Raw genomic sequence first — 19,863 nt, 5'->3', positions numbered from 1 at the left:
ATCCCCGCCCTCCCCGAAGAAACCACGCTCGACGAGCGCGACGGCCGCTACCTGCGCAAGGCCATCGTGTGGTCGCACGCCGCGCGCCGGCGCGGCAACCGGCCCTTCGGCTCGGTCATCGTCTCGGCCGCCGGCGAAGTGCTGGCCGAGGCCGCGAACAGCAACGCCGAAACCGGCGACTGCACCGCGCACGCCGAAGTGAACGCGCTGCGCGCGCTGGCCGGTCGCGGCCTCACGCGCGAAGAACTGGCGGGCGCCACGCTTTATGCCTCGGGCGAGCCCTGCGTGATGTGCGCGGGCGCGATCTTCTGGTCGAACATCGGCCGCGTGGTGTTCGGCATCGACGCGCAACGGCTGCGCGTGTTCCGTGGCGAACGGCAGGACCAGCGCGACGCGGAGCTGTCGTGCCGCGACGTGTTCCGCGCCTCGCCGCATCCGATCGAGTGCATCGGGCCTGCGCTCATCGACGAAGCCGCCGCCGCGCATGACGGCGCCTGGAAGACCTAGACTCCCCGCATGCCCTGGCACGCCCGTCTCCACCTCGCCTACCAAAAAGAAGCCGACCGCAGCGTCGCCCGTTTCCGCCACGACGGCCCGCTGCGCATCCTGCAGAGCCTCTACCCCGAGGGCGATGCGGTGTGCCACAACGTGCTGGTGCACCCGCCGGGCGGTCTCGTGGGCGGCGACACGCTCGACATCGACATCGAAGCCGCCGACGGCAGCCACGGCCTGATCACCACGCCCGGCGCCTCGCGCTTCTACCGATCCGAAGGCGAGACCGCGCTGCAACGCACGCGCATCCGCCTCGCACCGGGCGCGCGACTCGAATGGCTGCCGCTCGAAGCCATCTGCTACAGCGGCTGCCAAGCCGAGAACCGGCTCACGCTCGAGGTCGCACCGGGCGCCGAGATGATCGGCTGGGACGTGTGCGCACTCGGCCTGCCCAACGCCAACCAGCCCTTCGAACGCGGCACCTACCTGCAGCACATCGAGGCGCCCGGCGTGTGGCTGGAGCGCGGGCGCATCGACGCGAGCGACCACCGCCTGCTGCAAAGCCCGCTGGGCCTGGGCGGCCACCGCTGCCTCGCCTCACTGTTCGTCGTGGCCGGCTCGCCGATGGCCAAGGCACGGCGCGAGGCCCTGCTGGCACAGGCGCGCGGGCTGCTCGAAGCGCACGAACTGCACGAGAGCGCGGGCGCGACCAGCCCGCATGCGGAAGTCGTGGTGCTGCGCGTGCTCGCGCCGGTGGTCGAGCCCGCGATGCAGCTGCTGCGGCAGGTCTGGCAGGCGTGGCGCAGCGAGCTGTGGCAGCTGCCGGCGGCCACGCCGCGCATCTGGGCGACCTGAGGAGCAGGCGGCAATCGCCGCTACTTTCGTGTCTTCAGGCGGTAGGTGCCGTTGAACGGATACGGGGACGAACTGCCCTGCCCCACCGCCTGCACGTCGACCGTCAGCGTCTTGCCCGAGAAAACGAGCGCGCCCGTGAGGCGCGGCCTGCGCTCCTTCTCGTAGTGCTCCCGCAGCCGGAGGTCGACAGGGTGTGTGGAAGGCGCCTTCTTTTCGGCCGCCTTGTCGAATTCGCTCACCTCGTACACCGAGGCGTCGGCTGCGTCGACGCGCCCTTCGATTGACGGCACCCGGATGCGGGATTCGAGTTCGTAGCTGCGGTGGAAGATCAGCGACACGGGGTCATGCACCATCAGGCCCCGGGTGGCGTAGAGCGTGACCTCGTAGCCGTCGGCGGTCCGGGTGACGGTCGCGTCGGGCTTGTTGCCTGTTGCCGTGCACCCGGCGAGCGAAAACACGAGCGCGAACAGGCGCCAGGACACGGTGCGCATCAGTCGGTCCGCGGGAGAAGGAGTGGGCATGCAACGGCGCGCTCGTGAAGGAGCGCCGAGTATGGCCGCGCCGCACCCGCCATCAACCGCAGGCGATCTTTCCGGACGGCGCGCTGCGCAGCCTGTTGAGAAACGCCAGCTGCACCCTGGCCGTTTCGCTGCCCTGCCCGGCGGCGCGCAGCATCCACGTGCGCGCCTCGCAGCGATCGGCCTTCACGGCCGAGCCGTACAGCGTGGGCCCCGTCAGCAGCACCATGCCCAGCATCTCCTGCGCCTCGGGATGGCCTTCGGTGGCGGCCTGGCGCAGCTGCTCGAGCATCGAGCGGTAGTCGCGCGCGGCCTGCGCTTCGAGGGCGAGCTGGTAGCGCTGCTCGGTCTGCAGGTCGACGTTCGCGTCGAAGGGCTTGGCCGCGGCGATGGCGGCGACGAGGCACAGCGCGCCTGACAGGACAATGCGCCAGCGCAGCGACCAACTGGCGATCTGGTTGAGTTCGGATGACATCGGTTTTTCTCCACGAATTGCGTGGCACCGATGGTCCCGCGAAGGCGCGCGCAGGAGAAACTGGAATTCACGCAGGACGCCTCAGGCGCTACCTGAGCCCCCGTTCAGAACATCGCCAGCACGGCCGCATTTACCGCGTAGCCACCGGCCGTCAGGAACACGAACAGCAGCGCCCCCAGCTTGAGCGGTTGCGCCCCCGCCTTGCGCAGGCTCGCGGCGCTGGTGCGCAGGCCCATCGCGGCCATGGCGGTGGCGAGCAGCAGCGTGTCGAGCTGCACCAGCGCGGCGACGAGTGCATGCGGCAGCACGTCGAGCGAATGCACGGCGCTCACGGCGATGAACAGCACAGCGAACCATGGCACGCGCACCTGGCGCCAGCATGCGCCCAGGCTCGCCGCGCCCGGCGTCGAGGCCGCCACGCGGAACGACAGGCCCATGAGGAACGGCGCCAGCATCATCACGCGCAGCATCTTCTCGACCACGGCCGCGTTGGCCGCGCCCGGGCTGACGGCCTCGCCCACCGCGACCACCTGCGCCACCTCGTGGATGGTGGAACCCGCGAAGAGACCGAAGGCATGCTCCGTGAGCCCGAGGTACGGATAGACCAGCGGGTACGCCACCATCGACAGCGTGCCAAACACGACCACCGTGGCGACGGCGATCGACACCTTGTGCTCTTCGCCGCGCACCACAGGCTGCGTCGCCATCACGGCGGCGGCGCCGCAGATGGCGCTGCCCGCGCCGATCAGCGCGGCCGTCTCGCGGTCGAGCCCCAGCCAGCGCGTGCCGATGCGCACGGCGAGGCCGAAGGTCAGCGCCACCATCGCCATCGCGATCAGCACGCCAGGCCAGCCGACGGCGCCGATGTCGCTCAGCGAGATGCGAAAACCGTAGAGCACGATGCCCGCGCGCAGCAAGGCGCTGCGCGCGAAGTCCACGCCGGCGCCGGTGCGCTGCGACACCGCGGGGAACACCGTGTTGCCCGCCACCATGCCCAGCGCGATGGCCAGCGTGAGCGCGCTCAGGCCCAGGTGCACCATCGGCGGCCATTCGGCCAGCAGCGCGGCGGCGGCCGCCAGCAGTGCAGACAGCAACACGCCGGGGCCGCAGCGGCGAACGAAGGAGAAACCGGGCAAGGAGGCGGCAAGGGAGGACATGGACCCGAGCTTAGGAATCGACACCCCATGAGTCAAAGACATAAACTTCACCGATGCATGAAGTTAAGTTATGACACTGAACCTGCACCTGATGCGCCTGTTCGTCGCCGTGGCCGAGGCGGGCAGCTTCTCGCGCGCGGCCGAGGGCCTGTGGATCAGCCAGCCGGCGGTGTCCAAGGGCATCCGTGAGCTGGAGCACCAGCTCGACCTGACGCTCATCGAGCGCGGCGCGGGCAAGGGCTTTCGGCTCACCGAGGCGGGCGCGTCGCTGCTCACGCATGCGCGCGGCATCTTCGCGATGGAGCGCGCGGCGCTGGACGACGTGCGTGCGCGTGTCGGCGTGCAGCGCGGCAGCCTCACGCTGGGCGCCAGCACCACGGTGGCGAGCTACTGGCTGCCGCCGCAGATCGCGGCCTTCTGCGCGGCTTATCCGGCGGTGGTGCCGCGCGTCACGGTCGGCAACACGCAGTGGGTGTGCGAGCAGCTGCTCGAATGCCGCATCGACCTCGCGCTGGTCGAGGGCCGCGTGAACGAAGAGCGCGTGGAAGTGCGCGAATGGACCACCGACCCGCTCGCGATCGTCGCGCCGCCCGATGCCGCCCTGCCCCGCCGCGGCGTGACGGCCGCCCTGCTGGGCCGGCAGAACTGGATCCTGCGCGAGCCGGGCTCGGGCACGCGGCAGGCCACCGAGGCGCTGTGCATGGCGCACGGCATCGACGCACCGCCATGGATGGAAATGGCGAGCAACGAAGCCATTGCGCGCACCGTGGCCAGCGGCGTCGGCATCTCGATGCTGCCGCGCGTGGTGGTGGCCGACATGCTCGCGCTGGGCACCCTGCGCGAGCTGAAGCTGCCGGGCGCAGTGCTGTCGCGGCCGCTGTACCGGCTGGCGCTCAAGAACCGGCCGCTCTCGCCGGCGGCGCTGCGGATGGCGCAGATCCTCGACGCCTCGTGACATGAAAAAAGGGCGCACCGTGTGCGCCCTTTTCTTGTTGCCGGCCGGCTGCCGCTAGCAGCAGCGGCCCTTGCCCGCGCCGTAGCGCGCCTCGAGCCGCTCGCGAAAGAACTCTTCGTAGCTCATCGGCGCCCGGTCCGGGTGGGTGGCCGCCATGTGCGTCAGGTAGACGTCGTAGTCGGGCAGCCCGACCATGAGCCGCAGCGACTGCTTGATCGAGCGGGCGATGTAGCGCCCGGCTTCCGGCATGGCGAGGCCCATGGCGTTCTTGCGTTCGTTCAGTGGGCGGCGGACGAGGCCGCGCCCATCGCCTCGAACGGCGTCTCCTGCGTGGTCGGCCGGTTGGCCGCGCGGGCTGCGAGGCAGGCCTTGATGCTGTAGACCAGCACGCTCAGCACCACGAAGATGAAGAGCGCGCACAGCGCGGCGTCGAGCCGGTCGTTGAAGACGATGCGCGACATGGCTTCGGGCGTCTTGGCCGGCGCGATCAGCACGCCGTTGGCCAGGCCGTCGGCGTACTTGGCCGCGTGCGACAGGAAGCCGATCTTCGGATCGCTCGAGAAGATCTTCTGCCAGCCCGCCGTCAGCGTGCAGGCCAGCAGCCACACGGCGGGCGCCGCCGCCACCCAGGCGTAGCGCTCGCGCTTCATGCGGAACAGCACGACCACGCCCAGCATCAGCGCCACCGCGGCCAGCATCTGGTTGGAGATGCCGAACAGCGGCCACAGCGTGTTGATGCCGCCCAGCGGATCGACCACGCCCTGGTACAGGAAGTAGCCCCAGGCCGCCACGCACAGCGCGGTGGCGATCAGGTTGGCCGGCAGCGAGTCGGTGCGCTTGAGCGCGGGCACGAAGCTGCCCAGCAGGTCCTGCAGCATGAAGCGACCGGCGCGCGTGCCGGCGTCCACTGCCGTGAGGATGAACAGCGCCTCGAACAGGATCGCGAAGTGGTACCAGAAGGCCATCATGGCCTGCCCGCCGATCACCTGGTGAAGGATGTGGGCCATGCCCACGGCCAGCGTCGGCGCGCCGCCGGTGCGCCCGAGGATGGTGGTCTCGCCCACGTCCTTGGCCGTCTGCAGCAGCATCTCGGGCGTGACCACGAAGCCCCAGCCGGAGATCGTTGCGGCGGCCTGTTGCACCGTGGTGCCGACCAGCGCGCCCGGGCTGTTCATCGCGAAGTAGATGCCCGGCTCGATGCACGAGGCCGCCACCAGCGCCATCACGGCGACGAACGACTCGGCCAGCATGCCGCCGTAGCCGATGAAGCGCGCGTGGCGCTCGTTGTCGAGCATCTTGGGCGTGGTGCCCGAAGAGATCAGCGCGTGGAAGCCCGAGACGGCGCCGCAGGCGATGGTGATGAACAGGAACGGGAACAGACTGCCCGACCACACCGGGCCGTTGCCCTGCGCGAACTGCGTGATGGCGGGCATCTGCAGCGTGGGCATCACGACCACGATGCCGATGGCCAGCGCGATGATCGTGCCGATCTTCAGGAAGGTCGAAAGGTAGTCGCGCGGCGCCAGCAGCAGCCACACCGGCAGGCTGGCGGCCACGAAGCCGTAGCCCACGAGCATCCAGGTGAGCGCCTTGCCGTCGAAGGTGAAGGCCGGGCCCCACACCGGGTGCTGGCTGACCCACTGACCGCCGAAGATGGCCGCCATGAGCAGCACGAAGCCGATCACCGACACCTCGCCGATGCGGCCCGGGCGGATGTAGCGCAGGTACACGCCCATGAACAGCGCCACCGGAATCGTCGCGGCCACCGTGAAGCTGCCCCAGGGCGATTCGGCCAGCGCCTTCACCACGATCAGGGCCAGCACCGCCAGGATGATGATCATGATCATGAAGGTGCCGAACAGCGCGATCATGCCGGGCACCACGCCCATCTCCTGCTTGACCAGGTCGCCCAGCGAGCGGCCGTCGCGGCGCGTGGAGATGAACAGGATGATGAAGTCCTGCACCGCCCCCGCGAACACCACGCCCGCCAGCACCCACAGCAACCCGGGCAGGTAGCCCATCTGCGCGGCGAGCACCGGGCCCACCAGCGGGCCGGCGCCCGCGATGGCCGCGAAGTGGTGGCCGAACAGCACGTTCTTGTCGGTCGGCACGTAGTCCAGGCCGTCGTTGTGGCGGTGCGCGGGCGTCTTGCGGTTGGCGTCCAGCCCCAGCACCTTGTCGGCGATGAACAGGCTGTAGTAGCGGTAGGCGATCAGGTAGGTGCAGAGCGCGGCGGTCACGACCCAGAGGGCGTTGATGCTCTCTCCCCGGCTCAGGGCGACGGTGCCCAGCGCAAAAGCGCCGAGCACGGCCACGGCCAGCCACACCAGATGGCGGCGAATGTTGGGCATGCGGATGTCTCCTCGATATGAACCGGGCGAGTGTTCCCCGCCCGCCGCCGGGCCGCATCCGTCGGACTGCGCGGGCCGGGCGGGTGGAATTGCCTAATGGATAACCCCTATCCGCGCCCAAATCGCCTCCGCCCGACAGCCATCAGAAGCGCCGCAAAGCCGTTGCGCTCACATTAGATGTGATAAATTCACATTCACTAACAATGTGAAACATCTCTGACGAGTCCACGATGACCCAGCATTCGCAGGCGCGCACAAGCGGCGGCTTCACATTGATCGAGGTCATGATCACGGTGGTCATCGTGGCCATCCTGGCGTCGATCGCGCTGCCCAGTTACCGGCAGTACATCGTGCGATCGAAGCGCTCGGCGGCCCAGGCGCAGATGATGGACATCGCCAACCGGCAGCAGCAGTTCCTCATTGCCAACCGCAGCTACGCGAACACGACGGCGCTGACCGCCAGCGGCTACAGCCTGCCCGCCGAAGTCAGCAGCAACTACAGCTACGAGGTCACGCTGCAGGAAGCCGGCCTCCCGCCCGCCTTCACGATCACCTTCACGCCGATCGGCAGCCAGGTGGGCGACGGCAACCTCGGGCTCACCAGCGAAGGCGTGAAGACGCCGCCCAACAAATGGTGAGCCCCGCCCTGCGGCGCCAGCGCGGCGCCACGCTGATCGAAGTGCTGGTCACCCTGCTCGTGCTGGCCTTCGGCCTGTTCGGCCTCGTCGGCCTGCAGGCCCGGCTGCAGGCGTCCGAGATGGAGTCGTACCAGCGCTCGCAGGCGCTGATCCTGCTCAACGACATGGCCAACCGCATCGCCATCAACCGCCGCGTGGCGGCCAGCTACGCCACCAGCGCACCGCTGGGCGGCACCGATGCCTGCCCCACCGGCACCGGCACGCGCCAGCAGATCGACGCCAGAGAGTGGTGCAACGCGCTGCAGGGCGCGGCCGAGTTCTCGGGCAACGACAAGCTGGGCACCGTGATCGGCGGGCGCGGCTGCGTGGAAGACATGGGCAACAACGAGTACCTCGTGACGGTCGCCTGGCAGGGCCTGGGGCCGATCTCGGCGCCGCCGGCCGGCGTGGCCTGCGGCAAGGACCTCTACGACACCGGCACCAAGTGCATCAACGACCTGTGCCGCCGCACCGTGACCACGCTCGTGCGCATCGGATCGCTCTCATGAACCCGCGCCCCACCGCACGCCGCGCCCAGCGCGGGCTGACGCTGATCGAGCTGATGGTGGCCATCACCATCATGCTCATCGTGATGGCCGCGCTGCTCACGCTGTTCCTCAACGTGAGCGGCTCCCAGCGCGAGATGGAACGCGTCAACCGCCAGATCGAAACCGGGCGCCTGAGCATCTTCGTGCTCGAGAACGAGATCTCCCACGCGGGCTTCTGGGAAAACTACATGCCCGAGTTCGACGACCTCACGGTCAGCGCCGCGCCCACGCACGTGCCCACCGGCAACGTGCCCGACCCGTGCCTGGCCTACTCGGCGGCGAACTGGACCGAGGACTACAAGCGCCAGCTGCTCGACCTGCCCGTGCAGGTCTACAGCAGCGTGCCGGCCACCTGCACCGACCTGCTGACGCACCACAAGACCGGCACCGACATCCTCGTGGTGCGCCATGCCGAAACCTGCCTGCCCGGCACGCCCCATTGCGACGCCGACGTGGCCGGCGCGATGTACTTCCAGTCATCCCTGTGCGGCACGCAAAAGCCCTCGTCGTTCGACCTCTCGACCGGCGCCTTCGACCAGATGTTCCTCAAGGACTGCACCAGCGCCTCGCCCAAGCGCAAGCTGGTGGCCGACATCTACTACGTGCGCGACTACGCCGAGGCCGAAAACGACGGAATTCCCACGCTGGCACGCTCGCGCTTCGACCTGGTGGGCGGCACGCTCGCGCAGCAGCCGCCCACGGCGCTGATCGAAGGCGTCGAGGGCTTTCGCGTCGAGCTCGGCCTGGACACGCTGAGCAAGACCGGCGCCGCCGTCAACTACGCCCAGGCCATCGCCTGGGCCGACCCGGCGAACAAGTCCACCCCTTCCAACCGCGGCGACGGCAGCCCCGACGGCGCCTTCGTGCACTGCGGCGCGACCTGCACCGCCGACCAGCTGGTCAACGCGGTGGCCGTGAAGCTGTATGTGCTCGCGCGCGCCACCACCATCTCGCCGGGCCACACCGACACGCGCAGGTACCAGATGGGCGCTGCGACGCTCGCGCCATTCAACGACCACTACAAGCGGCACGCGTTCGCGACCACCGTGCGCCTGACCAACGTCACCGGCCGGAGGGAAACGCCATGAAGCCACGCGCCCCGTCCGCAGTCGCCCCTCAGCGCGGCGCCGCGCTGATCATCGGGATGATCATGCTGCTGCTGATCACGCTCGTGGTCACCGCCGCCTTCAACCTCAGCGGCGCCAACCTCAAGGCCGTGGGCAACCTGCAGACCCGCAACGAAGCCGTGGCCGCCGCCAACCGCGCGATCGAGGAGGTCGCGGCCAGCCTGCTGGTGCCCGGCAGCGACGGCACCCCGTCGCTCGCGCCGCCGCAGGGCACCGTGAGCATGGTCGACATCAACAACGACGGCGTGGACGACTACAAGGTCACCGTCGCCCCGCCCGTGTGCGTGCGCGCCACCAAGGCCGTCGACAGCGGCGGCGGCGGCAGCACGGGCCCAGGCGGCATCACGGGCGGCGCCTCCAGCAGCGGCTCGGGGCTCGCGGCCCTGCCCGACCAGTACAACGCCGTGTGGGACATCAGCACCACCGTGACCGACACCACCCCCGGCGCCACCGGCACCACCACCTCCGTGCGCCAGGGCGTGCGGGCGCTGCTCAACAAGGCGCAGTTCGAAGCGCTGTGCGCGCCGCCGCCGGTCGCGCCAGCCGAACCCGCGCCGGCCGCCTCTTGAACCACGACGATGAACGGGTCCCCGCCATGACAAGGAAACTACTCACCACGCTGTGGGCCGCCGTGCTGCTCGCGCTGCCGATACAGGCTGCGCAGGCGGAGGACATCGATCTCTTCGTGGGCTACAACCCCGTCGCCGCGCAGTCCCCCAACGTGCTGTTCGTGCTGGACAACACGGCCAACTGGAACCAGCCCTTCACGGCCGAGATCGCCGCGCTCTCCAACGCATTCGCCAGCCTGAAGGACGCCCGGTTCAAGGTCGGCCTGATGATGTTCACGGAGACCGGCCAGGGCAACTCGAACACCGACGGTGGTTACGTGCGCGCCGCAGTCCGCACGCTCGATGCACCCACCAAGGACAAGTACAGCGCCATGATCAGAGGCCTCGACAAGGTCGGCGACAAGTCCAACGGCGGCAAGGCCGGCAAGACCATGGCGGAGGTCTACCGCTACCTGTCCAGCGGCGCGCCGATCGCCGGCAACGGCAAGGTCAAGACCGACTACGCCGGCAACGTGAGCGGCACCGCGGCATCGAAGGCCATCTATGCGCTGCCGCGCAACGCGCTCGCCAGCTTCAACGCCAACGCCTACGTCGGCCCGAGCACCGAGAACTGCACCGGCACGTTCGTCATCTACATCAGCAACGGCGCGGCGCAGGACAACAACAACGACAACCAGCTGTCGAACGAGGCGCTGCGCGCCGCCGGCGGCAGCACCGCCCAGATCACCCTGGGCACCAGCGGCTCGCAGGACAACACGGCCGATGAATGGGCGCGCTTCCTGCAGACCAACATGGGCGTGAAGGTCTACACCATCGAGGCCGCCAAGGCCGACCAGGGCCAGGGGCCGGGCTGGACCGCGCTGATGCAGAGCGTCGCCAAGGAGAGCAAGGGCGAGTACTACGACATCACCGGCAAGCCCGAACTCGGCGCCGCGCTCGGCGAAGCGCTGGACGACATCTTCAGCAAGATCCAGTCGGTCAACAGCGTGTTCTCCTCGGTGAGCCTGCCCGTGAGCGTGAACACGCAGGGCACCTACCTGAACCAGGTGTTCGTCGGCATGTTCCGCCCCGACCAGGACGCGTTTCCGCGCTGGAACGGCAACCTCAAGCAGTACAAGCTCGGGCTGGACAGCAGCAACCAGCTGGTCCTGCAGGACGCCGTTGGCGCCAACGCCATCAACAACCAGACCGGCTTCGTGGCACCGTGCGCGCGCGCCTTCTGGACGCCGGCCCCCAGCACCACCGACACCTACTGGAGCTTCCGCAAGTCCGGCGACTGCATTGGCAAAGAGGCCGCAGACAGCCCCGACGGCAACGTGGTGGAGAAAGGCGCGCAAGGCTACATGCTGCGCGGAATTTTGCCGGACAGCCGCAACATGAAGACCTGTGCGCCTGGTGGCTGCACGGCGCTCACAGCGTTCAACGCCGGCAACACCGACATCACCCGCGCCGCCCTGGGCACGGCCGACGCCACCGAGCATGCGAAGCTGATCAACTGGGTGCGCGGCCTGGACAACCTGGGCGACGAAAGGCCCAACGCCCAGGGCAACCCAGTGCCCTCGAGCGCCATGCGGCCTTCGGTGCACGGCGACGTGGTGCACTCGCGCCCGGTGGCCATCAACTACGGCACCGACGCCGCACCTCAGGTGGTGGTGTTCTACGGCGGCAACGACGGTGTGCTGCGCGCCATCAACGGCAACCGCAACACGTCCATCGGCGGGGCCGCCGCAGGCTCCGAACTGTGGTCGTTCATGCCGCCCGAGTTCTACGGCAGCCTCAAGCGCCTGTACGACAACAGCACGCGCATCAACTTCCCCGAGCTGCCCGTGAGCATGGGCGCGGTGGCGCCCAAGCCCTATGGCATGGACGGTCCCGTGGCCGCCTACCGCCAGGGCAGCAACACCTGGCTCTATGCCAGCATGCGCCGCGGCGGCCGGCTGATCTACGCCTTCGACGTGTCCTCGCCCGCAACGCCCACGCTCAAGTGGCGCAAGGGCTGCCCGAACCAGAACGACGACACCGGCTGCGACACCGACTTCGACGGCATCGGCCAGACCTGGTCGGCCCCGAAGGTCCTGCGTGCCAACGGCTACGGCAGCGCCAACAGTCCGCTGCTGATCTTCGGCGGCGGCTACGACAAGTGCGAAGACGTCGACACCAACAGCGCCGCCCAGGCCTGCGGCAGCGGCGTGAAGGGCAACCGCATCTACGTGCTCGACGCCGACACCGGCGCGCAGCTCAAGATGTTCACCACGGCACGCCCCGTGGTCGGCGAAGTGACAGTGGTCACCGACGCGCTCGGCGTCGCCAAGATCGCCTATGCCGCCGACCTGGGCGGCAACGTGTACCGCATCGCCATCGGCAGCGCGGCACCGTCCGCCTGGGGCATCACGAAGATTGCTTCGCTCGGCTGCGACACCGTGACCACCTGCACGCCCAACCGCAAGTTCATGTTCGCGCCCGACGTGCTGGAAGACAACGGCGCGTACGTCGTGCTGCTCGGATCGGGCGACCGCGAGAAGCCGCTGCGCTACTACAACGTCGCGCTCGGCGTGTCCAACCGCTTCTACATGCTCGTGGACAAGCCCACCGCCGGCACCTGGCTGACCAGCGAGGCCGACCGCTGCGGCACCGGCAACGAGGTGCTGTGCCATGCCTCGCTGCAGGCCATCACCACCGCCGAGAACCCGACGTCCACCGACCTCGCCACCAAGAAGGGCTGGTACCTTGCACTGGCCGCGGGCGAGCAGGTCGTGACCGGCTCGGTCACCGCCTACGGCACCACCACGTTCAACACCCACACGCCCACCGCCCCCAACACGCAGACGTGCAAGGCCGACCTCGGCACCGCGCGCGTCTACAACGTGTCGTATGTCGATGCCGCCGCCCAGGGCACCAACGGCCGTTTCCAGAACGTGGTGGGCGGCGGCCTCGCGCCCTCGCCTGCCGTATTCCGCGTGCAGCTCGATGGCAACGGCGGCATGCGCGACGTGGTCATCGGCGCCAACCCCGACTCCTTCCTCAGCCCCAAGGGCACCGCGCCCAAGGCCGCCTTCAAGCAGCCCAAGGGCCGGGTCTACTGGTTCATCCAGAAGTAAAGCCGTGCACCCGCGCATGCGCAACCACCACCCCAGGCAGGCCCGCACCCGGCCGCGCGGCTTCACGCTCATCGAGCTGATGGTCACGCTGGCCGTGCTGGTGGTGCTGATCGCCATCGCCGTGCCCTCGTTCGACGGCATCCGGCTGTCCACCCGCCTGAGCAGCTACAGCACCGCGCTGGTCGCGGGCAGCCAGCTGGCGCGCAGCGAGGCCATCAAGCGCAACGCCCCCGTCACCCTGTGCGCCTCGGCCAACGGCACCAGCTGCAGCACCAACGGGCAGTGGGAAGCCGGCTGGATCGTGCGCAGCGACACGCAGGTGCTGCGCGTCGAGCCCGCGGCCGCCAGCGGCTACCGGCTGCGCGAGGCCAGCGGCGCCAGCGCCGTCGTGTTCCAGGCCACCGGCCTGGGCGCCGGCCAGAGCCGCATCACCATCTGCCGCGCCACCCCGAGCGCCGACCAGTCGCGCGCCGTGAGCATCAGCGCCACGGGGCGCACCACCGTCACCCGGGCGAGCGGCGGCACCTGCGCCGCGACCTGACCCCGGCCGGCCGAGGGGGTCCGCCGGACGAACGACAATAGGGCCCTGTGGCAAGCCCGGGCGCCGGTCCCGCCTCTCTTGCCTTGACGACCTTCACCAGGAACAACGCTCCCGCATTCATGGAACACCGGCTGGACTGGGCCCTTGCCGCCTGCGCTCGCATCCTCAGGCCCGTGGTCCGGCTGGCGCTGGGCATGGGCGTCAAGCACCCGCACCTCGAAGCCCTGCTGCGCGACCTGCTCATCGAGGAAGCCCAGCGCACCTGGCGCGCCCAGGGCGTGACCAAGCCCAACCTCAGCCAGATTTCGGTCACCACCGGGCTGAACCGCAAGGTCGTCACCGCCAAGGTCCGCGCCACCGTCGACCCGCTGCCCCACACCGAGCTGTCAGCGGCTGCCAAGACTTTTACGTTGTGGTTACAGATGACCACCGACGACGACACCCTGCGCCGCCTGCCCGTCGTCACCGAGGGTGACGGGCCCTCGTTCGAGCGCGTGGCCCGCCTGGCCAGCCGGGGCAACGTGCACCACCGCACCATCCTCGACGAGCTGGTGCGCCTGCAGATGGTGGCCGAGAGCGACGGCAGCGCCGAACTCACGGCCGACGGCTTCGTGCCGGTGGAAGACCTGCAGTCGATGCTCGCCTTCCTGGGCGACAACGGCCGCGACCACCTGCTGGCCGCCGTCTCCAACACCCTGGGCGAGACGCCCCGCATGCTCGAGCGCGCCGTGTACGCGCGCGGGCTCACGCTGGCCGACTGCACGGCCATCGAACGCCTCGTGCGCGAACGCTGGGCCGGCCTGCACCACGAGCTGGCCCGCGAGATGACCGAAGCCGTCGACCGCGTGCCCCCCGAGGCCAAGGCCACCGCGAAGGCACGCATCCGCGTCGGCATCTACACGTATTACGAAGACGAAGAAGGCGCGCCCACCCCCGGCGCGCCCCAGCACAACGAGTCCCCCCGATGAACACGCCTCCCCTCTCCTTGCGACTCGTGCGCGGCCTGCTGATGGCCGGCGCCATGGCCCTGCTTCTGTCCTGCGGGGGAGGCGGCGGTGGCAGTGGAGGCGGCGGCACATTGGGTTTCGGCACCGCCGGCACCACGGCCACCGGTAACGGCAACGGCGGTGGGGGCGGCGACGGCGGCTCGGGTGACGCCGGCAGCGGCACGGGCAACGGCAGCACGGGAAGCACGGGCGCCGGCGGCGACAGCACCGCCAGCAACACCAACGGCGACGGCTCGGGCGTGGGCTCCGGCGGCACCGGCGTGACCGCCGACGCCGCCGGCATCGGCGCGGCCGACGGCCTGGGCAGCGTGATCCTCAACGGCCTGCGCTACAACACCGACAGCGCCACCTTCAGCCTCGAGGACACCACCGAGCTGCAGATCGGCATGAGCGCGCGCATCGCCGGCAAGGTCGACGCCGACTTCAACAACGGCATCGCCGCCACCGTCGTCTCGGCCGCCGAACTGCGCGGTGCCGTGTCGGCCATCGACCTGAAGGACGGCAGCTTCACCGTGATGGGCGCCCGCGTGACCACCGACAACGCCACCGTCTGGGGCGACGCCAAGGGCGCCGCCGACCTCGTCGACGGCGCCGTGGTGCAGGTGTGGGGCCTGCCCGCCGCACCGGGCACGCTGCGCGCCACGCGCGTGCAGGTGGCGCCCGCCACCACCGCCCCGCTGGTGACCGGCACCGTGCAGAACCTCGACCGCGGCGGCCAGCAGTTCACGCTCGGCCTGCTGACCGTCGACTTCGGCGGCGCCGCCTTCGGCCCCGGCATCGATGCCGCGAGCCTGGCCAACGGCGCCATCGTCCGCGTGCGCGGCACGGCGGCACCGGCCGCCGGCCGCTTCACCGCCACCCAGGTGCAGGGCTGGTACGCCATTCCCTCGGCCGACGGCATCGCGCTGCAGCTGGCCGGCGTGGTCACCGACTTCGCCGCGCTGGGCGACTTCCGCGTGCTGGGCAACAAGATCGACGCGCGCAACGCCCAGATCACCGGCGGGCCGAGCGGCTCCATCGGCAACGGCGTGAAGGTCGAGGTCGACGGTTTCCTCTCGGCCCAGGTGCTCGTGGTCAAGAAACTGCGCATCCGCCACGTGCCCGGCACCGGCGGTCCGGTGTCGTTCACCGTCATCGGCGCCATCGGCGGTTACGTGTCGGCCGCCGACTTCACCGTGCGCGGCCAGCGCGTGGATGCCAGCGGCTCCGGTACCATCTTCGAAAACGGCACCGCCGCGGACCTGGGCAACGGCAAGCGCGTGACCGTCGTCGGCGACCGCGTGGTCGAAGGCGTGCTCATCGCCCAGCGCGTGAGCTTCATGCAGCCCTGAGGTCCGGGCCCCGGCGGTCCGGCCGCGCAGTGCGTGCACCGAGGGTGCGCGCACCGCGCACCCCACAGGCCACGCCACCCATGGCGCGACCGGATCGATCGGAGCCATGGACACCCACACCACCTCTGCGCCCGCTCCCACCACGTCGCCCCGCTGCTGCATTGCCGGCGGCGGCCCGGCCGGCATGGTGCTGGGCCTGCTGCTTGCGCGCGCGGGCGTGCCCGTCGTCGTGCTCGAGAAACACCTCGACTTCCTGCGCGACTTCCGGGGCGACACCGTGCACCCCTCGACCCTCGAAGTGCTGCACGAACTCGGCCTGCTCGACGCCTTCCTGCAACGCCCGCACAACCGCATCGAAGAGCTGCGCGGCACCTACGAAGGCCGCGGCGTGACCATTGCCGACTTCAGGCGGCTGCCCACGCACGCCCGCTTCCTGGTGCTCATGCCGCAGTGGGAGTTCCTGGACTTCATGTGCGACGAGGCGCGGCGCTACCCCGGCTTCGAGCTGTGGACCGACGCCGAGGCCGTCGGCCTGCTGCAGGACAAGGGCCGCGTCAACGGCGTGAAAGTGCGCGTCGGCGCCCGGCGCCCCGACAGCGGCGGCCCGAAGGACATCGAGTTGCACGCCTCCCTCATCGTGGCCGCCGACGGCCGCCACTCCACCCTGCGCGACGCCGCGGCGCTGCCGCACATCAGCTACGGCGCGCCCATCGACGTGCTGTGGATGCGCATTCCCAAGCTCCCCGGTGACCCCGAAGCCACCGGCGGCCACATCGCGGCGGGCCACCTCCTGGTGACGCTCAACCGCGGCGACTACTGGCAGTGCGCCTTCGTCATCCGCAAGGGCGGCAGCGCCGAACTGCAGTCGCGCGGCATTGCCGCCTTCCACGCCGAGATCGCGCGCATCGCGCCCTTCTTCGCCGCGCGCCTGCCCGAGGCCCTGCCCGACTGGGAGGCCGTGAAGCTGCTCGAAGTAAGCGTCGACCGGCTCGAATCGTGGTCGTGCCCCGGCCTGCTGTGCATCGGCGACGCCGCGCACGCCATGTCGCCCGTGGGCGGCGTCGGCATCAACCTCGCCGTGCAGGACGCCGTGGCCGCCGCCAACCTGCTGGCCGCGTCGCTGGCCGGCAGCGCCACCGACAAGGAAATCGACAACCTGCTGCCCCAGCTGCAGCGCCGCCGCGAATGGCCCGTGCGCGTCACCCAGGCCGCGCAGCGGCTCGTGCAGGACCGCGTGCTGATGCCCGTGCTCAGCCGCAAGGCAGCTGCATCGATCGCACCACGCCCCATGCCCTGGCCCCTGCGCCTGCTGGGGCGCTGGCCGTGGCTGCGCACCCTGCCCGCGCGCGCCGTGGGCATCGGCGTGCGGCCGGAGCACGTGCAGTCGCCGCGCGCGTGACGCGCGAGCCGGGTTCGCCGGATCAGCCGGGCCGGCGCGCCTGCGTCGGCTGGCGCGACCAGTACACGCCGTCGAGCCGGTCGAGCCGAACCTCGCCGCCCGTGGACGGCGCGTGCACGAAACGCCCGTCGCCCACATAGATGCCCGCATGCGTGGGCGACGCCGAGCCGAACAACACGAGGTCGCCCGAGCGAAGCTCCGACATCGGCACCGGCCGGCCGAAGCCCGCCATGCGCGACACCGTGCGCGGCGGCACCTGCCCCACGCTGTGGCGGTACACGTAGCCGATGAGCCCGCTGCAATCGAACCCGCCCTCGGGCGAGTTGCCGCCATAGCGGTACGGCGTGCCGACCAGCCCCAGCGCATGGATCGTGATGCTGTTCGACTGCTCCGACGTCAGCGGCGGGATGTTGCTGCTGGGCACCGAACCACCGGGCGCACGCGCGGGCGGCGGGCTCGCGCAGCCGATGGCCAGGAGGCAGGCGGTGACGGCGGGGACCAGTCGGAACAGGAGCCGCTGCTGCAGCAGTGACAGCGATGCGGGGGAATGAGGAGGCGTCGGCAATGGTGTGTCGAGCATGGGCGCAGGCCGGTCTTGTGGACGTGGCCCGACTCTAGCGCGAGTGAGCCGGATCGCAATGCAGAGGCCCTTGGCGGGCGGAGGTGCCTCAAGCGCCAGATGCCAGGAACATCAGGCCGAAGAACCTTCCGCAGCGCGCCAAGACACCGTTGCCGGGTACGGGCGCGCGGCTTTGAAGCACAGAAAAATTTCCAGGACGGCATCGGCCACAAACCACTCGTCGGACTTGAGTGCCACCTCGCCTGCGCCAAACACAAGCAGGGTCCCGTCGGGAAAGACCGGGCTCGGCTTGTCGTGAAACGCTCTCCATCGCTTTCCTGTTGCGGCTTCGAATCTCTCCACCATGCAGGTTGCCCTTCCCCCCGCGACCTGGACGTAGCTTCCGCCGTCATCCGTCAGCGATGCATACGAATGCTTTCCTGCACTCCAGAGGGCACGCACCTTCTGTTGGACTTGCGCATCTGAGGGTGCGTCGATCGCGACGAAGTTTTGTCCTTCCAAACGCATGGCATTCATACCGAGAAGGACCTTAGGCGCCGAAGACCAGCAGCAGGTTGTTCGCAGGCATCGCGTGCCGCTCGCGCAACGCGAGGCCGACTCGGCGTGCTTCTGCCACCACGTCGTCGAGCCGACGAATGCCCCACGCGGGATTGCGCGCGCGCAGGTCTTCGTCGAACGCCAGATTGCTCGGTGCCGTGGGGCCGTGCTGTGCTTCGTCTTCGAAGTAAGGCCCGTAGGTGATCAGCACGCCGCTGCCGGCACGCAGATGCCGCGAGGCACCGGCCATGAGCGCGGCGCAGGTGGGCCAGGGTGCGATGTGCAGCATGTTGGCGCAGTAGATGGCGTCGAACCCTTCTTCTGCTTTGCCTTCTTGAACGAACGCGGAGCCTTGCGAGGGCCACTGCGGCGCCATCACGTCAAGCAGCAGCGGTGGGCGCAGATTGGGCAGCGCGGCTTGCTCGACACGGCTGGCGATCGCGGGGAGCGAGCGGGCATCTGCGTCGGTGGGTTGCCAGGTCCATGAAGGCAAGGCGGCGGCGAACCAGGCGGCGTGTTGGCCGGTGCCGGAGGCGATTTCCAAGGCGGTGCCGCGCCCATCGAGGATGCGGGTCAGGGCATCGAGGATGGGTTGCTTGTTGCGGTCGGCGGCGAGGCTGAAGGGAAGGTCGGGCATCACGAGAAGCTTCGGGCAGGTACAACTTACAGGGTATCAAAGCAAGATCGCTCAGATCCGTTTCGTAGTTCCGCAATGTCGGCAATGCAGCGGTTGCCGTCGTTGGCGCCTGCGAGACGAATAGGTACTATCGGCCATAACCGGCCATTCACCTGGTCGCTTAAATGAACCCTGTATCCCTTGATCGAGGGCAGGGCTTGTCGGTTTGCGCGTTTCGCTGCCCGCCAGCCTGCTCCAAGTACTCGACAAACCCGTCGAAGGCATTCAACAAGGGCTGGAACCGCGCCGCACCGCCTTCCAGTTGGCACAAGGCGGAGCAGGTCGCCTCCAGCGTGGACAGTTGGTCGGGCCCATGGGCTTTGCGGATACGGTAGTGCGAAGGCGGCAGGTTGTGCAGGGCCAAGCGGGGCAACTGTTGCAGTGGCGGGCTTTGGTAGAGCATCTTTCGGCTTTTGCGCCAGGTGCCGTCCAGCACGACCAGGCGCAGGCGCGACGGGGCTTGCGGCCACTCGGGCGGTAGCGGGGGTGGGACTCGCAGGTCCGGGGCGGTATCTTGCAGACTGTCCGGGTACAGCAGCAGCGTGTGCTTGCCGTCCTCCGGCCAGACGGGTACGGCAAATGCCTCACCCACCACCAAGCGGCAGTGCTCCAAGCTGAGGTGCAGCAGGCGGGCACTGCCTTTGGCCTGGTGTACCTCCAACGGGTGCTGCAGCACTAGTACCTCCACCGTGTGGGCAGTAGGCGCGACCCAGCGGCAAATGCAGGCGCTGAGCGGGCGCAGGCAAGCGGTGCACTGGGGGCGTGGGACTACAGCGGCGGACATGGTTGGGTTTTATTCAGCGTGCCTGGCTAGACAATGCATGGAAGGAGATGTCTCTTAGTGGCGCGACGACCGGCAGCTTTGGACAATGTCGGAAGACCGCAGTGGGCCCGAGGACTAAACCGCTCGCGCGGTAGCCCGCCGCCAAGACCGCGCCGCGGGTAGAGATCGTGCCCTTGTCTATGTTGG

General features: G+C 69.4%; 21 protein-coding genes. 12 read left to right on the top strand and 9 right to left on the bottom strand.

Annotated features, from left to right (window positions below; translation table 11 throughout):
* Positions 1-507, top strand: coding sequence for a nucleoside deaminase (locus AC07Y4_RS29820; RefSeq protein ID WP_495275503.1), 507 nt, complete (start codon positions 1-3; stop codon positions 505-507).
* 9 nt (positions 508-516) lie between these two features.
* Positions 517-1,347 carry an urease accessory protein UreD gene (locus tag AC07Y4_RS29815; RefSeq protein ID WP_487850368.1) on the top strand — a complete coding sequence of 277 codons (831 nt, stop codon included), beginning with the start codon at positions 517-519 and terminating at the stop codon, positions 1,345-1,347.
* Positions 1,348-1,367: 20 nt separating this feature from the next.
* Here the strand turns inward: AC07Y4_RS29815 and AC07Y4_RS29810 are convergent, their stop codons facing one another.
* The 3 genes from AC07Y4_RS29810 to AC07Y4_RS29800 all read right to left on the bottom strand — a co-directional run bounded on the left by AC07Y4_RS29810 (position 1,368) and on the right by AC07Y4_RS29800 (position 3,497).
* Positions 1,368-1,838, bottom strand: coding sequence for a hypothetical protein (locus tag AC07Y4_RS29810; RefSeq protein WP_495275502.1), 471 nt, complete (start codon positions 1,836-1,838; stop codon positions 1,368-1,370).
* A gap of 82 nt (positions 1,839-1,920) precedes the next feature.
* Positions 1,921-2,340, bottom strand: coding sequence for an SEL1-like repeat protein (locus AC07Y4_RS29805; protein ID WP_487850366.1), 420 nt, complete (start codon positions 2,338-2,340; stop codon positions 1,921-1,923).
* Positions 2,341-2,444: 104 nt separating this feature from the next.
* Complete coding sequence (locus AC07Y4_RS29800; RefSeq protein WP_487850365.1) at positions 2,445-3,497, bottom strand: YeiH family protein; 1,053 nt, start codon at positions 3,495-3,497, stop codon at positions 2,445-2,447.
* 70 nt (positions 3,498-3,567) lie between these two features.
* On the opposite strand from AC07Y4_RS29800, the gene AC07Y4_RS29795 reads away from it, so the two are divergent.
* Entirely contained in the window at positions 3,568-4,452 is an 885-nt protein-coding gene (locus tag AC07Y4_RS29795; protein ID WP_487850364.1) for a LysR substrate-binding domain-containing protein, read from the top strand.
* Between the two features lie 54 nt (positions 4,453-4,506).
* Here the strand turns inward: AC07Y4_RS29795 and AC07Y4_RS29790 are convergent, their stop codons facing one another.
* Positions 4,507-4,713, bottom strand: coding sequence for a YbdD/YjiX family protein (locus AC07Y4_RS29790; RefSeq protein WP_062472123.1), 207 nt, complete (start codon positions 4,711-4,713; stop codon positions 4,507-4,509).
* Positions 4,714-4,730: 17 nt separating this feature from the next.
* On the bottom strand, positions 4,731-6,803 hold the full coding sequence (locus AC07Y4_RS29785) for a carbon starvation CstA family protein (RefSeq protein WP_095744137.1): 2,073 nt from the start codon (positions 6,801-6,803) through the stop codon (positions 4,731-4,733).
* 230 nt (positions 6,804-7,033) lie between these two features.
* On the opposite strand from AC07Y4_RS29785, the gene AC07Y4_RS29780 reads away from it, so the two are divergent.
* The 9 genes from AC07Y4_RS29780 to AC07Y4_RS29740 all read left to right on the top strand — a co-directional run bounded on the left by AC07Y4_RS29780 (position 7,034) and on the right by AC07Y4_RS29740 (position 17,100).
* The gene (locus AC07Y4_RS29780; RefSeq protein WP_354343251.1) at positions 7,034-7,441 is read left to right on the top strand and encodes a type IV pilin protein; all 408 of its coding nucleotides are present in this window, start codon (positions 7,034-7,036) and stop codon (positions 7,439-7,441) included.
* Positions 7,435-7,989, top strand: coding sequence for a prepilin-type N-terminal cleavage/methylation domain-containing protein (locus AC07Y4_RS29775; protein ID WP_159278028.1), 555 nt, complete (start codon positions 7,435-7,437; stop codon positions 7,987-7,989). The genes AC07Y4_RS29780 and AC07Y4_RS29775 overlap by 7 nt, the downstream gene beginning before the upstream one ends.
* Complete coding sequence (locus AC07Y4_RS29770) at positions 7,986-9,116, top strand: PilW family protein (protein WP_487850363.1); 1,131 nt, start codon at positions 7,986-7,988, stop codon at positions 9,114-9,116. The genes AC07Y4_RS29775 and AC07Y4_RS29770 overlap by 4 nt, the downstream gene beginning before the upstream one ends.
* Complete coding sequence (locus tag AC07Y4_RS29765; protein ID WP_139702758.1) at positions 9,113-9,724, top strand: pilus assembly PilX family protein; 612 nt, start codon at positions 9,113-9,115, stop codon at positions 9,722-9,724. The genes AC07Y4_RS29770 and AC07Y4_RS29765 overlap by 4 nt, the downstream gene beginning before the upstream one ends.
* A gap of 26 nt (positions 9,725-9,750) precedes the next feature.
* Positions 9,751-12,822: a pilus assembly protein gene (locus AC07Y4_RS29760; RefSeq protein ID WP_487850362.1), complete on the top strand. Its 3,072-nt coding sequence runs from the start codon at positions 9,751-9,753 to the stop codon at positions 12,820-12,822.
* 4 nt (positions 12,823-12,826) lie between these two features.
* Positions 12,827-13,363 carry a GspH/FimT family pseudopilin gene (locus tag AC07Y4_RS29755; RefSeq protein ID WP_487850361.1) on the top strand — a complete coding sequence of 179 codons (537 nt, stop codon included), beginning with the start codon at positions 12,827-12,829 and terminating at the stop codon, positions 13,361-13,363.
* 119 nt (positions 13,364-13,482) lie between these two features.
* The gene (locus AC07Y4_RS29750; RefSeq protein WP_487850360.1) at positions 13,483-14,331 is read left to right on the top strand and encodes a DUF6502 family protein; all 849 of its coding nucleotides are present in this window, start codon (positions 13,483-13,485) and stop codon (positions 14,329-14,331) included.
* On the top strand, positions 14,328-15,701 hold the full coding sequence (locus AC07Y4_RS29745; RefSeq protein ID WP_487850359.1) for a DUF5666 domain-containing protein: 1,374 nt from the start codon (positions 14,328-14,330) through the stop codon (positions 15,699-15,701). Before AC07Y4_RS29750 ends, AC07Y4_RS29745 begins: the two co-directional genes overlap by 4 nt.
* Before the next feature lie 106 nt (positions 15,702-15,807).
* A complete protein-coding gene (locus AC07Y4_RS29740) occupies positions 15,808-17,100 on the top strand; it encodes an FAD-dependent oxidoreductase (protein WP_487850358.1) in 1,293 nt (430 codons plus the stop codon).
* 22 nt (positions 17,101-17,122) lie between these two features.
* Here AC07Y4_RS29740 and AC07Y4_RS29735 read toward each other — a convergent pair whose 3' ends face one another.
* From AC07Y4_RS29735 to AC07Y4_RS29720, 4 genes are all read right to left on the bottom strand, one after another.
* The gene (locus AC07Y4_RS29735) at positions 17,123-17,680 is read right to left on the bottom strand and encodes a C40 family peptidase (protein ID WP_487850357.1); all 558 of its coding nucleotides are present in this window, start codon (positions 17,678-17,680) and stop codon (positions 17,123-17,125) included.
* 111 nt (positions 17,681-17,791) lie between these two features.
* Entirely contained in the window at positions 17,792-18,196 is a 405-nt protein-coding gene (locus AC07Y4_RS29730) for a hypothetical protein (protein WP_369644349.1), read from the bottom strand.
* Positions 18,197-18,209: 13 nt separating this feature from the next.
* The gene (locus tag AC07Y4_RS29725) at positions 18,210-18,854 is read right to left on the bottom strand and encodes a DUF938 domain-containing protein (RefSeq protein WP_487850356.1); all 645 of its coding nucleotides are present in this window, start codon (positions 18,852-18,854) and stop codon (positions 18,210-18,212) included.
* 160 nt (positions 18,855-19,014) lie between these two features.
* Complete coding sequence (locus tag AC07Y4_RS29720) at positions 19,015-19,677, bottom strand: tRNA-uridine aminocarboxypropyltransferase (RefSeq protein WP_487850355.1); 663 nt, start codon at positions 19,675-19,677, stop codon at positions 19,015-19,017.
* Positions 19,678-19,863 lie beyond the last annotated feature (186 nt).

This window comes from Variovorax sp. GW460-12-1-14-LB1, from assembly GCF_059423605.1.
Note: the sequence above shows the minus strand (reverse complement) of the source record. Positions and strands in the feature narration are given on the sequence as shown.

Excerpts from the sequence above, each read along its gene's own strand:
- AC07Y4_RS29815 (WP_487850368.1), top strand. The coding sequence starts at position 517 with ATGCCCTGGCACGCCCGTCTCCACCTCGCCTACCAAAAAGAAGCCGAC.
- AC07Y4_RS29810 (WP_495275502.1), bottom strand. The coding sequence starts at position 1,838 with ATGCGCACCGTGTCCTGGCGCCTGTTCGCGCTCGTGTTTTCGCTCGCC.
- AC07Y4_RS29805 (WP_487850366.1), bottom strand. The coding sequence starts at position 2,340 with ATGTCATCCGAACTCAACCAGATCGCCAGTTGGTCGCTGCGCTGGCGC.
- AC07Y4_RS29800 (WP_487850365.1), bottom strand. The coding sequence starts at position 3,497 with ATGTCCTCCCTTGCCGCCTCCTTGCCCGGTTTCTCCTTCGTTCGCCGC.
- AC07Y4_RS29795 (WP_487850364.1), top strand. The coding sequence starts at position 3,568 with ATGACACTGAACCTGCACCTGATGCGCCTGTTCGTCGCCGTGGCCGAG.
- AC07Y4_RS29790 (WP_062472123.1), bottom strand. The coding sequence starts at position 4,713 with ATGGGCCTCGCCATGCCGGAAGCCGGGCGCTACATCGCCCGCTCGATC.
- AC07Y4_RS29785 (WP_095744137.1), bottom strand. The coding sequence starts at position 6,803 with ATGCCCAACATTCGCCGCCATCTGGTGTGGCTGGCCGTGGCCGTGCTC.
- AC07Y4_RS29780 (WP_354343251.1), top strand. The coding sequence starts at position 7,034 with ATGACCCAGCATTCGCAGGCGCGCACAAGCGGCGGCTTCACATTGATC.
- AC07Y4_RS29775 (WP_159278028.1), top strand. The coding sequence starts at position 7,435 with ATGGTGAGCCCCGCCCTGCGGCGCCAGCGCGGCGCCACGCTGATCGAA.
- AC07Y4_RS29770 (WP_487850363.1), top strand. The coding sequence starts at position 7,986 with ATGAACCCGCGCCCCACCGCACGCCGCGCCCAGCGCGGGCTGACGCTG.
- AC07Y4_RS29765 (WP_139702758.1), top strand. The coding sequence starts at position 9,113 with ATGAAGCCACGCGCCCCGTCCGCAGTCGCCCCTCAGCGCGGCGCCGCG.
- AC07Y4_RS29760 (WP_487850362.1), top strand. The coding sequence starts at position 9,751 with ATGACAAGGAAACTACTCACCACGCTGTGGGCCGCCGTGCTGCTCGCG.
- AC07Y4_RS29750 (WP_487850360.1), top strand. The coding sequence starts at position 13,483 with ATGGAACACCGGCTGGACTGGGCCCTTGCCGCCTGCGCTCGCATCCTC.
- AC07Y4_RS29745 (WP_487850359.1), top strand. The coding sequence starts at position 14,328 with ATGAACACGCCTCCCCTCTCCTTGCGACTCGTGCGCGGCCTGCTGATG.
- AC07Y4_RS29740 (WP_487850358.1), top strand. The coding sequence starts at position 15,808 with ATGGACACCCACACCACCTCTGCGCCCGCTCCCACCACGTCGCCCCGC.
- AC07Y4_RS29735 (WP_487850357.1), bottom strand. The coding sequence starts at position 17,680 with ATGCTCGACACACCATTGCCGACGCCTCCTCATTCCCCCGCATCGCTG.
- AC07Y4_RS29730 (WP_369644349.1), bottom strand. The coding sequence starts at position 18,196 with ATGAATGCCATGCGTTTGGAAGGACAAAACTTCGTCGCGATCGACGCA.
- AC07Y4_RS29725 (WP_487850356.1), bottom strand. The coding sequence starts at position 18,854 with ATGCCCGACCTTCCCTTCAGCCTCGCCGCCGACCGCAACAAGCAACCC.
- AC07Y4_RS29720 (WP_487850355.1), bottom strand. The coding sequence starts at position 19,677 with ATGTCCGCCGCTGTAGTCCCACGCCCCCAGTGCACCGCTTGCCTGCGC.